The sequence below is a fragment of the Anatilimnocola floriformis genome, assembly GCF_024256385.1.
Taxonomy (GTDB): domain Bacteria; phylum Planctomycetota; class Planctomycetia; order Pirellulales; family Pirellulaceae; genus Anatilimnocola; species Anatilimnocola floriformis.
In genome coordinates this window covers 36,363-50,230 of the sequence record NZ_JAMLFW010000001.1, presented here as the reverse complement: position 1 = coordinate 50,230, position 13,868 = coordinate 36,363, and the positions used below count along the sequence as shown (strand labels likewise).

General features: G+C 57.7%; 16 protein-coding genes. 13 read left to right on the top strand and 3 right to left on the bottom strand.

All coding sequences use genetic code 11. The features are described from left to right. Positions 1–26 precede the first annotated feature (26 nt). The gene (locus M9Q49_RS00230) at positions 27–3,674 is read right to left on the bottom strand and encodes a protein kinase domain-containing protein (protein WP_254506528.1); all 3,648 of its coding nucleotides are present in this window, start codon (positions 3,672–3,674) and stop codon (positions 27–29) included. On the opposite strand from M9Q49_RS00230, the gene M9Q49_RS00225 reads away from it, so the two are divergent. From M9Q49_RS00225 to M9Q49_RS00215, 3 genes are all read left to right on the top strand, one after another. Then, complete coding sequence (locus M9Q49_RS00225; protein WP_254506527.1) at positions 3,629–4,603, top strand: RNA polymerase sigma factor; 975 nt, start codon at positions 3,629–3,631, stop codon at positions 4,601–4,603. The two genes, M9Q49_RS00230 and M9Q49_RS00225, sit on opposite strands and share 46 nt — an antisense overlap. Before the next feature lie 540 nt (positions 4,604–5,143). Continuing rightward, entirely contained in the window at positions 5,144–5,383 is a 240-nt protein-coding gene (locus M9Q49_RS00220; RefSeq protein ID WP_254506526.1) for a hypothetical protein, read from the top strand. 90 nt (positions 5,384–5,473) lie between these two features. Beyond that, the gene (locus M9Q49_RS00215; RefSeq protein WP_254506525.1) at positions 5,474–5,959 is read left to right on the top strand and encodes a hypothetical protein; all 486 of its coding nucleotides are present in this window, start codon (positions 5,474–5,476) and stop codon (positions 5,957–5,959) included. A gap of 280 nt (positions 5,960–6,239) precedes the next feature. On the opposite strand, the gene M9Q49_RS00210 is transcribed toward M9Q49_RS00215, so the two are convergent. After that, positions 6,240–6,542 carry a hypothetical protein gene (locus M9Q49_RS00210; protein WP_254506524.1) on the bottom strand — a complete coding sequence of 101 codons (303 nt, stop codon included), beginning with the start codon at positions 6,540–6,542 and terminating at the stop codon, positions 6,240–6,242. 388 nt (positions 6,543–6,930) lie between these two features. Between M9Q49_RS00210 and M9Q49_RS00205 the strand changes: the two genes are divergently transcribed. Further along, the gene (locus M9Q49_RS00205) at positions 6,931–7,608 is read left to right on the top strand and encodes a recombinase family protein (protein ID WP_254506523.1); all 678 of its coding nucleotides are present in this window, start codon (positions 6,931–6,933) and stop codon (positions 7,606–7,608) included. 561 nt (positions 7,609–8,169) lie between these two features. Here M9Q49_RS00205 and M9Q49_RS00200 read toward each other — a convergent pair. Next, entirely contained in the window at positions 8,170–8,604 is a 435-nt protein-coding gene (locus M9Q49_RS00200; protein WP_254506522.1) for a hypothetical protein, read from the bottom strand. Between the two features lie 171 nt (positions 8,605–8,775). On the opposite strand from M9Q49_RS00200, the gene M9Q49_RS00195 reads away from it, so the two are divergent. The 9 genes from M9Q49_RS00195 (at position 8,776) to M9Q49_RS00155 (ending at position 13,804) form a co-directional block, all read left to right on the top strand. Continuing rightward, the gene (locus M9Q49_RS00195) at positions 8,776–9,045 is read left to right on the top strand and encodes a hypothetical protein (RefSeq protein WP_254506521.1); all 270 of its coding nucleotides are present in this window, start codon (positions 8,776–8,778) and stop codon (positions 9,043–9,045) included. Then, a complete protein-coding gene (locus tag M9Q49_RS00190) occupies positions 9,038–9,289 on the top strand; it encodes a hypothetical protein (protein WP_254506520.1) in 252 nt (83 codons plus the stop codon). Before M9Q49_RS00195 ends, M9Q49_RS00190 begins: the two co-directional genes overlap by 8 nt. A gap of 279 nt (positions 9,290–9,568) precedes the next feature. After that, positions 9,569–9,928: a hypothetical protein gene (locus M9Q49_RS00185; RefSeq protein ID WP_254506519.1), complete on the top strand. Its 360-nt coding sequence runs from the start codon at positions 9,569–9,571 to the stop codon at positions 9,926–9,928. Between the two features lie 179 nt (positions 9,929–10,107). Continuing rightward, positions 10,108–10,848 carry a hypothetical protein gene (locus tag M9Q49_RS00180; protein WP_254506518.1) on the top strand — a complete coding sequence of 247 codons (741 nt, stop codon included), beginning with the start codon at positions 10,108–10,110 and terminating at the stop codon, positions 10,846–10,848. A 588-nt stretch (positions 10,849–11,436) separates the two neighbouring features. Then, positions 11,437–11,769: a hypothetical protein gene (locus M9Q49_RS00175; protein ID WP_254506517.1), complete on the top strand. Its 333-nt coding sequence runs from the start codon at positions 11,437–11,439 to the stop codon at positions 11,767–11,769. 4 nt (positions 11,770–11,773) lie between these two features. Continuing rightward, positions 11,774–12,109 (top strand): hypothetical protein, encoded by a 336-nt coding sequence (locus M9Q49_RS00170; protein ID WP_254506516.1) that lies wholly within the window; start codon positions 11,774–11,776, stop codon positions 12,107–12,109. Between the two features lie 24 nt (positions 12,110–12,133). Continuing rightward, the gene (locus tag M9Q49_RS00165) at positions 12,134–12,985 is read left to right on the top strand and encodes a hypothetical protein (protein WP_254506515.1); all 852 of its coding nucleotides are present in this window, start codon (positions 12,134–12,136) and stop codon (positions 12,983–12,985) included. Between the two features lie 136 nt (positions 12,986–13,121). Beyond that, complete coding sequence (locus tag M9Q49_RS00160; RefSeq protein ID WP_254506514.1) at positions 13,122–13,604, top strand: hypothetical protein; 483 nt, start codon at positions 13,122–13,124, stop codon at positions 13,602–13,604. Beyond that, entirely contained in the window at positions 13,601–13,804 is a 204-nt protein-coding gene (locus M9Q49_RS00155) for a hypothetical protein (RefSeq protein ID WP_254506513.1), read from the top strand. Before M9Q49_RS00160 ends, M9Q49_RS00155 begins: the two co-directional genes overlap by 4 nt. Positions 13,805–13,868 lie beyond the last annotated feature (64 nt).

The window sequence follows — 13,868 nt, the reverse complement described above, 5'->3', positions numbered from 1 at the left end:
ATACTACCTATTATGTTGCGACCCGATCACTGCGGCAGAGTGGTCAGCCAGCGGCGAGCCCATTGGGTGTAGAAATCCTGGTCCGTCGAGTCTCGCAGCTGCATTTCGAGCTGCAGGAAGGCCTCGGAGGGGACAAGCTCGGAGTGTTCCGATCCTGCTGTGAAGCGTTGGCCGGCGACTGCTTCCAGGAACGCGGGAAACCAAGTTGGGGCCCCGGCGGGGGGCTTGGAGAAGTGCCACTCGCGGGCTTCGACTGCATCCATGCCGATGATGGCAGCCGTGCCAGCGGGGAAGAAGGTCGGCCGGCCGCTGTTGGTTTGAAAGCCGGTGCCGCCGCACATGATGCGCGGCAGATGAACAGTCAGTGGATGACACGTGTGAACGTCCCACAACCGCAGGCCGCGGAAGTCGAGCGTCAGCAGCTGCTCGCCGTCGGGGCTGAAACGCAAGTTGCGAACTGCCTGGCCATGGATCAGGGCGCGCGAGTAAGGTTGCCCCGTGTGGGCGTTCCAGATGACGGCAGTCCGATCGCGCGAAGCCGTGGCGACGAAGTCTCCCGAGGGATGAAAGGCGACATCAATCACTTCGCCTTGGTGCGTGAGGACCGCTTGTTCGGCGCCCGTCGTGGCATCCCACAATCGCGCGGTGAAGTCGAGACTCGCCGAAGCCACGCGCTGGCCGTCGGGACTGAATTGCACGGCCATCACTTCATTCTGATGGCCGATCAATTCGCGCTCGAGTTTGCCGGTCGCCGTGTTCCATAATTTCACCCGGCGATCTTCACCCGCGCTCGCGAGCCACCGACCATCGGGCGAAAAGGCCACGGCATTGGTTTCAGCGCCATGTCGCATTTCGTGGATGATCTGCCCGGTTTCCGAACTCCAAACTCGCACGAGATGATCGGTCGAACCCGTCGCAAAGATTCGCCCATCGGCGGAAATATCCGCCGGCTGAATCACTCCGGCGATCTTCACGGGATCAAACAGCCGTTTACCGTCGGGCAGCGACCAGAGCGAAACTTCTCCCTGCGAAGTGGCCACGATCAAGCGTTTGCCATTCGGAGTAAACATCACGCACCACGGCCCGCCCTGGACCTTGAGTGGTGCGCAAACGAGCTCGCCACTTTTCGCGTCGATCACGCGCACTTCTTGCGATGTATTCCCCAGCGCAATCCACTTCCCATCGGGGCTTATTCCATGTCCGTCATGCCCGGTCGGCAAATCTACTCCCAACAATCGATCGCTCGGATTTCGGCCGCCGAGCACGCGCCACAGTTGGGCAGAACCGGTCTTCGTACTCTCCGTGCGCGATTTGAGATGTGAGGACGTCGTGAGAAAAACCTCTTGTTCTTTGACGGTTCCTACTTCCGCCTGCTGGACGCGATGACGATGTCGCATCGGTTCGCACCATGGCCGGTTGCCGGTCACGTCCCATACATAGGCACAAGCGTCATCGCTCCAACTCAGCAGCCGCTGATCGTTGAAAAACAACGCCACGCCGTTGACCAGATAGTCGTGCGCGAGTTCACGCGTCGTGGGCAGCCCCGAATGCACGTCGATCACTTGCGTCCAATGATTGTGCCCGATGGCAGCCAGCGTCTGCCCAGTGACGCCGAACTTCAACTGCAACAAACGCCCCAATTCGGAAGCGGGTAGCTGCCGTCGTTCTTGCAAATCCGGAAAACTCGCGATCCAACCGCTGCCATTGTTTTCGACGCACGCAATCTGCTTTTGATCCTCCGACAAATCGGCCGCAATCACGGCTGTCAGATCAACGGTTGAAATCATTTCTCCCGTGGTCACATTCCAAGTTTGCGCGCGCGGCATCTTGCCGCGCTGCATGGTGAAAATCGTCGTTCCCCCAGCGACAAACTTCGCAGCGGAAATCGGGACCTCGTGCGTCAAGGGACCAAGTGTTCGCTGGCCGCGAGTTGTTTCCAGCAGCGATATCGCTTGTCCAGCAACGACCAGCAGATGCTCTCCGTTGGGGCTGAAGGCGATGCGAGTCGGCGTGCTCTCGCACGTTGTGGGTTCGCCCACGATCGCGCCGGTGTTCACATCCCAAAGTCGGACTGTTTTGTCACTCGCGCAAGTGGCCAGCAGCTTGCCGTTCGGACTGAATTCGGCCCACAGTACCGAACCGCCGTGCTGCAACGGAGGCAACACTTCTTTGCCCGTCGCCGCATCCCAGAGTCGCGCGGTGGAATCGTAACTCGCGGTCGCAATGCGATCGCCTGCTGGACTGAGCCTAGCGACCGTCAACTCTCCTCCCTCCGGATGCCGAAGCTGCGGCGCGGCAGGAACCGGAAAACGCCGCTGCTCCAGCACTGACATCGCGAACATCGCGGCTTTCCAGTCGTTGGGATTCTCGCGCACGAGCGCGGCAACCTTGGCCAAGCCGCGGGACGACTGACCATGCTCCAGCATGGTGTCGATCGCATTCCATTCGAGATGAGCAACATTTTCGCTCAGCGTCGCGCGGGCTCGCTCCGCGCGTCCCCATTGCCAAAATGCCACGCCGCTGCCGATGAAAATGGCTAGCAGCAGCGCTGCGGCGAGCGAACTCAAGCCTGGGTTGCGGACACACCACCGCGCGACGAGTTCCACTCTCCCCACGGGTCGCGCCAGGATCGGCTCGCCGCGAATGAAGCGTTCCAATTCATCCGCCACTTGCGCAGCCGTCGCATATCGCCGACTGGGCTCCTTTTCCAAACAGCGCTGCGCGATTGTTTCCAAATCGCGATGCACGGCTAGATTGTGTTGTCGCGATGGCGCTGGATTGCCTGCGATCGCGAGCAGCATCGTTTCCATGGCAGTCTCGGCGACAAACGGTGGGCGCCCGGCGAGCAACTCATAGAGAATTGCTCCCAAACCATACACATCCGCTGCCGTCGTCACTTCATCCATTCGGCCGGCCGCTTGCTCCGGCGCGAGATAGCCGGGCGTTCCCAAAACTGCAGCGGACAATGTAAGGCCGCTGGCTTCGCGACCAGTGAGTTTCGCCAAGCCGAAGTCGGTAAGGTGCGGTTCGCCTTGCTCATCGATCAAGATGTTCGACGGCTTGAGATCGCGATGCAGCACGCCGCGCTGATGCGCAAACTCCAGTGCTCGCGCCACTGCAGCCACAAGTTCCGCAAGGCAAACTTGTTGCTCGCGCAGATCGGCCGCTGCCCCAGTTTTCGGCAGACGGAATTCTTCGATGCAGGCAGCCAGGCTCACCCCTTCAATCAACTTCATGCTGAAGAAGTGCTGCGTCTCGTGCTCACCGATTTCGTAGATCGGTACGATGCCCGGATGATGCAACCGCGCGGCGGCCTCGGCTTCGAGGCGGAATCGTTGCACCGATTCGGGACTCGCCAATTGCCCGGCCAGGATCATCTTGATGGCCACGGTACGATTCAAACTGCGCTGCCGAGCGCGATACACCACACCCATGCCGCCGCGGGCAATTTCTTCCTCGAGTTCGTAATCGCCAAACCGCGGCAACACACCTTGCTGCAGAAACCGCTGACCAGTTGCCGAAAATTCGGCGTTAGCCGAACTTCCTCCCGAGGTTGGCAGGACAGCGGAACGCTCCAGCCCCAGTTGCAGCAGGCAATACGCGCAGCTTCCCTGTCCCTTACCGCTCAGTGATCGGCCGCACGTCGGACAAGCTGCAAATACTGACGAATTCATCATTTCCTGCCGAGACAAATAGCGATCTGCGCTGCAGGGCGTGTAGTATAATTGGGCCAATGTCTCCAGTGCCGCCTGCCGCTGCCATACGGAACTGGAGAGAGTATCAAACCCGTTTTGCTCGCAACTTAACGGTGACTGCGGCCCGCACCACAAAGCGTCCTGGGGATTTTATGAGACTGTCGGCGTTTTCCGCGGAGCAGCCGCAGCGGAAGGCATTTGCTACGACTCACTGGAGCATCGTGCTGCGCGCCGGCACTTCGGCAAAAGAAGGAGCGAACCAAGCTCTCGCTGATTTGTTCCAAAAATACTGGTATCCGCTCTACGCCTTTTGCCGGCGGCAGGGAAATTCAGACCACGATGCCCTCGATCTGACGCAGGGTTTCTTTGCTCAGTTGCTGAGCAGCGACGCGCTGGAAACGGTGACTCCAGAAAAGGGACGTTTCCGTTCGTTCTTGTTGGCCTCGTTCAAGAATTTCATGGCCAACCAACGTCGCGCTGCGGCCACGATTCGTCGGGGCGGGAACATTGTGACATTGTCCCTCTCCGCTGCCGAGTTCCAGACTCGCTACGACCGCGAACCGGCGCATGAAGAAACGCCCGAAGTTCTCTTCGAGCGCAGCTGGGTTGAATCGCTTCTGGCCCGCGTCAAGGAACAACTGTCAAACGATTATGAACTGGCCGGCAAGCGGGAACTATTTCAACTTCTTGAACCCCACTTAACCCACCAGGGTGACGCCATTCCTCGCGCCGAAATAGGCCGCCGCCTGAAGCTCAGTTCCGCCGCCATTGCCATGTCCATCCACCGCATGCGCCGCCGCTACGGCGAACTCCTGCGCATCGAAGTCGCCGCGACTCTGGACGACGCTTCCGAAATCGAGGCTGAACTACGAACGCTCCTCCAACTCATCGGCAGTGATTCCCGCTAAGCATCTTTGGGCATGAACTCAAATTGCATCCATCGGTTCGATACGCCGAATTCGTCGCCCGATTGGCCGTGTTAGACAAACGCAATTCGGCACCCAAGCCTTCGATGAACAGCGAACATCAGAACAGCGGCCGTTCTATGGGAAGCAGAGAAGCACGCCGTGGGTGCCTCTTTGGGTGCCACCGATCAAGAAACGCCAACTGCCAGCATGCAGCAATCGCCGCAAACTGGCAGTGTGAATAGCGTTAAGTAAGAGGCGCTGGTGAGAGTCGAACTCACGATGGCGGATTTGCAATCTGGCAACAATGCACAGTTTTCGCCGGGAAAGAGCACAATTTCACCCGCCGTTGACACAAAATTTGACACTAGTGATCTGGCGCGGATTGTAGCGGCCTGGCCGCATCTGCCGGCGGCGGTCCGCCGGGCGATGCTCGCCCTCTTAGAAATCTGAGCAATTCCCAAAACCGCTCCGCGCACTCTGCGGTGTGTAGCTCTCATGCCCTTGGAAGTGCCAAGGCAAATACTACTAGGAGAGGCAACAATGGCCAAGAAGAAGCGAGCGAAAGCTCAACCGCAGAATGACTTGATTGTGTACACCGTCGAAACCGAGTTTTTCGAACTCGGCGACGGGAATTCCACCACACAGCGGGCGGCGTTTGCTTCGCTCGACAATCTTGGTGGTTTCCTTCGCGACTTGAAGGCGGGACTTCTCCATAGTCCTCTCGAAGAGCGCCCGCTGGTGCAAATTCGCATCCAGGCGAATCTCTGCCTGGATGCCTAACCGTTCTCCTAGTGCCCGGCGGCCAGTTTCGTGACATCGCTGGCCGCCGGGCTTCCTTCTTTCACGTTCACCCCATGAGGAAACAAGTTGATGTCGATTTTTTCTGCCGAAGTTTGTCGGAAGTTCAAACAAGAAATTGAGGCCGGCCTCCCCTTAACGCCCGTCGATGGCCGTCACTGGACGCTCGGGGAGTTTCTCGTGCTGCAAGGCATTTTGCAGTCTTACATCTCCAACCGGAGGTCAATTCCTGAAGAGGATTTTTGCGTCCTAATTCAAGAGACGAGCCAGCCAGTGAGTTTGGAACAAGCAGCGGCCAAAGCGGCTGCCAAGTGTCGGGAAATGTATCCCGGTTACTTTCAAGACAAGCGATTCTTCGCCCTTCTCAACCCAGCGATTTTCCCGCAGTATGAAACACAGAGAATTTCACCTTGGGAAATGGTGTACCTCGCGGGAAACCCTGACAACAGACAAGGCGACATTCCCGGCGACGCAACTCGGTTCTGGAACTCAATCGGCGTGGCCGAGAAGCCAAGCGTCGAGTTTCTGCTTTCGTTTGTCGAAGCGATAACCGCATAACCCGCCTGACTCACGCCCGCCTGAGTCTCTTCAACGGCCGCACTCTGCGGCCGTCCTTGTTTCTTGCAGCGCAAAAATGCCCGACTACGCCGCCTGCTACAAGAGGGTTTGCCTCTTGACGACGTAGCCAGGCATTCAATTTTCATCGGCAGCGCAAAAAGAATCCCGGCAGAAAACTGCCGGGATTCAGATAATTCACCTGCAGACCGGCTGCAGGGTTTGGCATACGAACGCGCCGTATAAGCAACGGATTGTATGGCGGTTCCATTCGTGGAGCAAGTTAGCGGGGCTTTCTTACTTGAATCTCGGCGGGCGCATCGGGTAGCCCATTAAGAACTGCTTGCTTCGCATCTTCCAGCGATGTCTGCATACCTTCTGAGGGCGGTGCCCCATGCACTAGCTGCGAAGTATTCCTTCGCCATTGCCAATCCCGCCCCACATGCTCGACGACAGCGACAACTTGCGACGTGACCCGGTCGATCAACTCGACTCGCTCGGGCAGATTCGACGGCTTTCGCCAAGCGTATCGCTGTGGTGGTGATTCGGCCTGGAAATCAGGGTTGCTGTAGACTTGACTTTGCATTGCAAAACTCCTTTCAGCAATGGTATGGCGTGCGGCAGCCAATTACAGTCGCGGGAAACGCTACACTCGCCGCGGCAGCCATACGATTGAAAATTCCCGGCGCAATTTTTCAACGCTGCTCGCGGCCGGCGGCGAGATTCCTGCGGTCCGCTTTGACGCGGCAGCGACTATTTTCGAAAGGCCGACACCGCGTGGAGGGCTGGCGGTCTGGCGCGGTTGTAACGGTTGTATCATGCCGCACTTTTAACCCCACCCCTTGCACCTCGCTTCCGGTCGCTCCGATTCTGGCTGCAATACTCCTGCACAATCGATACATAACTAACTAGCAGTTATCGAATTATTGCATTACATTGCTTGATTGTTCGTTGAAGCAATGTAAAGTTGCAATATGAAACGAACAACACGGAAACTCATCGCTTACTATCGAGTCAGCACCGCGAAACAAGGTGCTTCAGGCCTTGGGTTGGAAGCTCAGCGGGCCGCTGCTGCTGCGTACGCTCAGCAAGTAGGTGGCGAGATTATCGCCGAATATGTCGAGGTTGAAACGGGGAAACGCTCGGATCGGCCGCAGTTGCGGGTAGCCTTGGCGCACGCCAAGAGGGCCAAGGCCACGTTGGTTGTGGCGAAGCTCGACCGCCTCGCCCGTAACGTGCACTTCGTCAGCGGCCTGATGGAATCCGGTGTGCCGTTCGATTGTGCGGATCGGCCCGGGGCCGATCCTTTCCGGTTGCACATCGAAGCGGCCGTAGCGGAGGAGGAGGCCCGCAAGATCAGTGCTCGCACCAAGGACGCATTGCAGGCCGCCAAGGCCCGCGGAACGCTTTTGGGAGCCTCGAATCCAGCATGCCGTAATCTGAGCGATGAAGCCCGGGCGAAGGGCGCTGCGGCCACGTCAGCGAATGCAGCGAGCTATTACGCGGGCGTTCTGCCGACGATCTTGGAGCGGCGAGCGGCTGGGGTCGCGCTCGCGGCAATCGCGAACGAACTCAACGCTGCCGGCAGGGTCACTCAACGCGGCATGCCATACACCGCGACCGCGGTGCATCGCCTGGCCGGGCGCGTCTAAGCGGGTTGTCACGCGCATATTTTGGTTTAACGCGCGAGGCGGGTGACTAATTGTAACCGTGAGCACCGCGGCGGACTCGCGAGTTCGGTCGTTAGTTGTAAAAACAGCGACGCGTTGCCGCGTGTCGGTTTCCCGTGCGACTTCCAGTAACGTAGTAACTTCTGTTTTTTTGCGTTACTGCCACTAAGTCGTTTCAAATAAGTGCTTTATAACGATTATAGTAATTAGTAACGTAGTAACCTCCATTTTGACTCCAATAGAGATATAAGTATCAACCGAATATAGGAGTAAATGTCGGCCCGTCGAAAAACGTTACTAGTTACTGGGTTTGGTTACTACGTTACTAACCCGCAGGAATCCAGTGTCCTGGCACCAGCGGCCAGAATCAAATCCTAGGCCCCGTCCGGCCTCGCAGCAGCGATTCGCAGTCGCTTTGGTGTTCCGACTCACCTGCCGGAAAACTAGCTGAAATGCCACTTCTTTTAACGCGACAACGCGTCGCTACTCGTTGCCTACGGGCCATCGCCGAGCGTCGGTGGATGGAATCGCACGGCTTCTGAGCTAAAACCGCACGCCCGCTTTCCACTGCAAGCCTTCAATGACTTTCGGCCCGCCTGGAATTTGTCGGATTGTGAACTGGGTCTGCACCAGTTCAAGGAGTCGTTCTCGGTCCACGGTCTCTCGTATGAAGTTGCCTTCCACCCATTTAGCGAAGCGACTCGCGAAGTCGGCCCACTTCATCTCGCCCCGCGGGTCGCAGCTCATCTTTATGTACAACAACACGCGGTGACCTCCATCGACTGCGGGCCGGATCGGTGGTAGCGCCCGGTCACCGGCATATCGCCAACGGAAGCCGGCGTGGCGTTTCTGGCGGCCTTTGAGCGCATCGCGTAGGAGTTTTTCAGAAGTGGCCACGCCCTCGCGAACAGCGTCGCGGATGCTCTTGAAGCGGTGGCATGCCTGGCCGTTGTCGTCGATTGCTTCGATTGTTTTCATGGTGAAGATACCACGTCAGAAAGTGGCAAACGGTTTTCAGAATCTCCAAGATTTCTCCGCTTTCTTCGCCGCGTGTTCTGAAAACCGCACGGCATTTCCGGGTATGAGTAAGGGGACAGATTATTCGCGCCTATTCTTAGCGCACTTCCACCGCGTCTCTGCGAGGCCGCCATGAGCTTAGTTTTGAGTCATTTCGTTGCTCGCCGGTGCCGCGCGGCGAGCTTCAACCTTGTTCCCCTCTCGGAGTTCGTCCAAGCGTTTCGAAGTAGCCTACCCGCGGATGAAGCCAAACGTTGGAACCGGGCGAGGGTTGTCGCCGAATTACAGCAGGGCGGCTACGGCATCGGCGAATATGATCGCGCCGATCACATCACCGGCCTTGCACTCGCAGATCGAATCTGGAAAGTCATCGACGGGGCCTTGGAGCTTTCGAATGCCTAACCTCTGCCTGTCGTGCGGCGGCCCTGTCGTCGGCTCCTACGATCTCGATTCACAGTGCGAAGATTGCGTGGTCGAGCGTTTCCATAAATTTGGCCTGCGAGGCTTGCACCACGAACCGAGCGTCTACGTCTCATTAGCGAAGAACCTCGAAGCCCTCGCCGAGGACTCGGACGAACCCACGCCGCCGCCCGCGCCGTTCACCTTCGCCAACGCAATCGAACAAATACAAGAAGAGTTCTCTTAACTATCTTTGCAAGGCGCAGCGTTTGACCCCGCTGCGCCGGGGACCGGCTTTGAGAATGGGCCGGCCGGTCCCTTTGATAAAGAGCGTCGCAGCGCCGGCAACGTCGGCGCTGGACGGGGGACCGGCCAGCTTGTTCTTTCACTGGCCGGTCCCCGCGAATCACCGCCGCCGAGCAGTCGCCGGCCGCGGGCACCGGGGCGGCAGGTCGAAGTCACAACTACCTGGCAGGTTTTTTGACTCCCTGCTGCCTTTTTCTTTCACCCCTTTGGAGATTTTGAAATGTTCATCAATTGTTTCCGACGTTTGCTTAACAGAATCGGCATTCCCTTTGACCAGCAGCAATCGAGTGACTTGTATTGTGTACTCACTGCGATGGCAGTCGCCGATGAATCCCGCCAAGACCTTATCGCACAGGCGGCAGCGGTCCGCGATCTGCTCGTAGCTCTTCAGGGCAGTGGAACCGCGGGGCTCGCAGATAGTATCTCAGCGCTCGACACGCTCATCGGGCCTGCGGGCGCTGATTTTGAAGATACCTACGAGACGGTCAATACAGTGTTGGCGGCGTTGCCACCCTGCCACTACAGGACTGTTCTTTCCCAGCGCCTGAATCCCTACCGACGCCACCTCGAATTCGCCTAAGTCCCGCTGCTCCTTTTTAGGGCTTCCCCCATGCGTAAAGAAAGACGAGATCGCGAGCGACTAACCTCGCTAAGGATCGCCGAAGCACAAACGCGCATCGCTCAGAATCTGGCACAGAAGCCTGCAACCCTCCCCACACCACTGCCGACCAAAGTCGGCGCGAAACAAGAAGAGAAGAAATGCACTCCCTAACCGAGCATTCAACCGGCGGCGTATTCAAGTCGGCAATCACGAAGCGCGAATACCCGTTCACCAGAGACCGGGACGGCAAATCGAAGCGCGAGGCGCTCGCCAAGATGGAAGCCGAGGCGAACGCCGTGATGGCTGCCAACAACGCCCGCGCGGGGCGAGTGCTTTCAAAGCGTGAGCATGTCAATGGGGTTGTTGACGAACGCACAGATCGCATCGTGCGCAGCGGTGAACCCGACGCAGATCGCAACCATTTCCGCGATTACGCCGCAATGACTGAGAACGAATTGGCGCACGCTCCGCGATACGACAAGCAACGCATCCAGGGACGTATCGACCACTTCCACAAACTCGCTGACGAACTCGACGCAAAGCGTGTAGCTGCCAAGGTTCACGAAGCGTTGATGACCAGCAGCGAGGTTCAAACGGCTCTGAGTCGTGCTGCAACGTGGGTTGTTCGGCTTGAAACGAATCACGGAATTCCGAATGCGTGGGTTGAAGATGCTCGCGCCCGTCTCACCGCACTGCAGCGCACCGGCGACTTCGCCAAGTTCTGGCAGGAAAATGACGCCTTTGAGAAAACTCGAAACGAGTTTTTACAGGCGAAAGCTGCGGCCTTGGATGAGAAGTCCGAAGCGCTCGCTGCCGAGATGACGGCCGCGCGTGAAGCTCTCGCCGAGGAAGTGGCGGCAACGCCTGAAGCTCCTGAAGGCGAGGCCGCACAAGCATGAATGAAACCGACATCATTTGGGTTCACCCCTTCGCCCGGTCTCTGCGATACGTGCGAGAGCAAACTATCCGTGGGCCTCTCCCCATCGGGCCGAAAGGCTCGGTGGTGGTGGCGCATAGTGCGCCGACGCTCGGAATCATTCGGCTGTGGTATCTCATGCCCACCGATTGCGACGGCGTGCCGCCGCGGGACGGTGGCGGGCGTTGCGTTGATCCAAGTTCGTTGCGGCCGAACAAGCCGTCATCGAACTGGGATAGTCTAAAGCTGCCGCAAAACAAACCTCACCCGCTCGGTTATCGCCGCTGGATTCACCGAGCTTCGGCGCGGGCATGGGATCAAATCCGAGACCGCAAGCGTAAGCGCTGGCAGTCCTGGCGACGCGCTCTAACTCTCTTCTGGCGAGGCATCAAACGTGCTTATTTATCCTTCCGCGGTCTACGCCGCTGAGACCCACATTGTTTGGCTGGATGAAGCGCTAAAGCAGTTGCCCTTCATTCGCGTCGGGCTAGTTACTGACAACTCGCGAGTGCCGAATCAGTTAGGCCGCAACTGCGCCGGACCATATCAGCACGTTGTTGCGTTCGCGGCGGTGAAAATCGATCAAGCTTTCTGCCGCCGTCTTCATCGGGTTGCTTATCTGAGCGTTGCCGGCGTTGATGGCGTTGATGGAATCGACCCCGACACCGAAAGCGACAACCTGGCGACGCCTGCGAGCTTCATTGCAGGCGAACCGCTTACAGAAGCACCCACGCAATTCGGCATGCCGAAGGGTGGCCCGCTCGGACTCTTGCAAAACCGTTGGCGCAAAGAAGCGGCAGAACTGAAAAAACGCTGGGACAGTCATTTTATATTGCTTGGAATTCGCCCGCTGCAGAGTTCGGTGGAACGCTGGGGCGGTGCATACCACACGCCAGGATTTTAGATCGATGATCGATTTGCATGCTGTTGTTTTTGCAATCCCTGAGCAAGCCGAGTTCACCCGCAACGGGTCCGCTGTTTATTGCAACGGATCGCTGTTGTTCGATCATGCTGAAACCGCCCAACTTGAACAAGTTCGAGAAGCCAAGTTCCAAGGACCGGCCGCAAGTATCGGAGTCTCGGTTTATCCGAGAGGCTCTGGCGGCCAGTTACTTAGCGTGGGTTGGCAGCCGATGCCTGAGGGTTTCACGTTGCGTCTTGTCAATGGCGAGCTTCGCTGCGGTGATCTCGTTTTGCTTGTAGCTGGGTTCGATGGTCCGGCTGCCTTCCTCGACTGGACATAGCCCTTCTAACACGGGAATCAGAACATGAGCGGACAAATCATTAACGCAGCCACCCGGTTGGCTGAAGACATCGACGACACGCAAACGACGATCACAGTGGACAGCATTCCGGGGCCGCCGCGGGGTCGTCTGCGGATCGGCAGCGAGTTCCTCCTATGCACGAATCGTAGCGGTGACACGCTTACCGTAATTCGCGGGGCGGAAGGAACATCGGCAGCCAGCCACGTCGGAGGCACGAGGGTTTATGAAATCAAACCGCCGACGCTCTATCAGTTGATCGCGGCTGACGGATTTTCAGCGATTACCGCTGCTGATTTCTCGTGGATCAACCAAGGCGGCGCGACTCTTACCGATCACAACGGGACCGTCTGCCTGCGAGCGCCTCGCAGCAGCAGCACGAACTGGCGCATCGCCTACGTTTCCGCTCCTACCCCGCCGTATAGCGTTATTGCCGGTTTTCGATTGCTGGCCGTCCGCGACCTCGAAGGGAACGCCGGCAATCCAGTTGCCGGTTTGATTCTGCGGCAGAGTTCTAGCGGCAAGTTTCACGACTTGTCGTTCAACACAAACTCAACCACACCGTTTCGGTTTTTAGCAAATGATTGGACCGACGAGACAACATTCTCAGGAACGTCTCGCATCGTCGTGACCAACCCAGTCTATTCCCAGACGGTTCATTGGCTTCGCGTGCGTGATGACGGTGCGAACCTGACGTATTCCATTAGCCCTGATGGAGTCGAGTGGGTGCAACTGCTCCAACACTCGCGCACCGCACTAGGTGCGCCCGATCAAATTGGAATTGGGATTAGCAACTATCAGGCAGGAAGCGGCAATTTTGATAGTCTTCTGCGGCTGCTCCACTGGCACGTGGAATAAGTGGCGGCGAAGCTGTCAAAGCTGGTGTAAGTTGCTTTGACAAAAGCAGTTACGGCGACAAAATAATTTGACTTCGGCCTAATTGCGGGTATGTTTCAAGTACCAACTTGATTCGCACCTTGGCCGGAGACAACAAATGACTTCTGACGATGTTTTCTACTCTTTCTTAGCGACTGGCAACGAGCGTCGGTATTCCGAATTCGTGCGATCCTGCGAGCAAATGCTCACCGGTATCGCCGATTGGCTTACCGATTTTGACGGCAGTTCCCCGCGGATCGTCTCGGACGCTCTAACCGCCCTGCGATTAAATCCGCGGGCGTTCGCCCCATCGCCGCAGATTGCATTGATTCGCGCGGTTGTCGAAATCATCGGCCGACAACAGTTGCAGGATGTATTGTGCTCGCACCGCATCCCGGCCCGCTACTGGCGGCAGTTCGCGGCGATGAACTGCGGGAGCGATCCGGGCGAGTACAGCGAGATTTGGGAGACTCCCAAGTTTCAAGCGTGCGCCGCAGCGCTGGATAACTTGGAAATCTGGCAATATCTCACTGCGGACGATGAACAACTGCTGACGCTGTGCGATGAAATGTTCCGCCCTCAACTGAAGGTGGTGGCATGAACGCAGAACACCTTGCCGCAGGCATCCAAGATTACTTGGCCATGCGTTACTTCAAGGGCAATCAGATACTCGCCGAACTGGCAACGCAGCGAGCATACGAGCGGCTGAAGTCGGTCACGATAACTGACCATCATCAGGTTCGGCCGTGGCTCTATCACACGGCCACCGTGTGCGCTGTCGAACTGCTGAAAGCAGCCTAGCGCCCTCTCCCACAACTTAAACAACCACTGGCCCCGGCATTCGCTGGGGCTTTTTCGTTTCTTG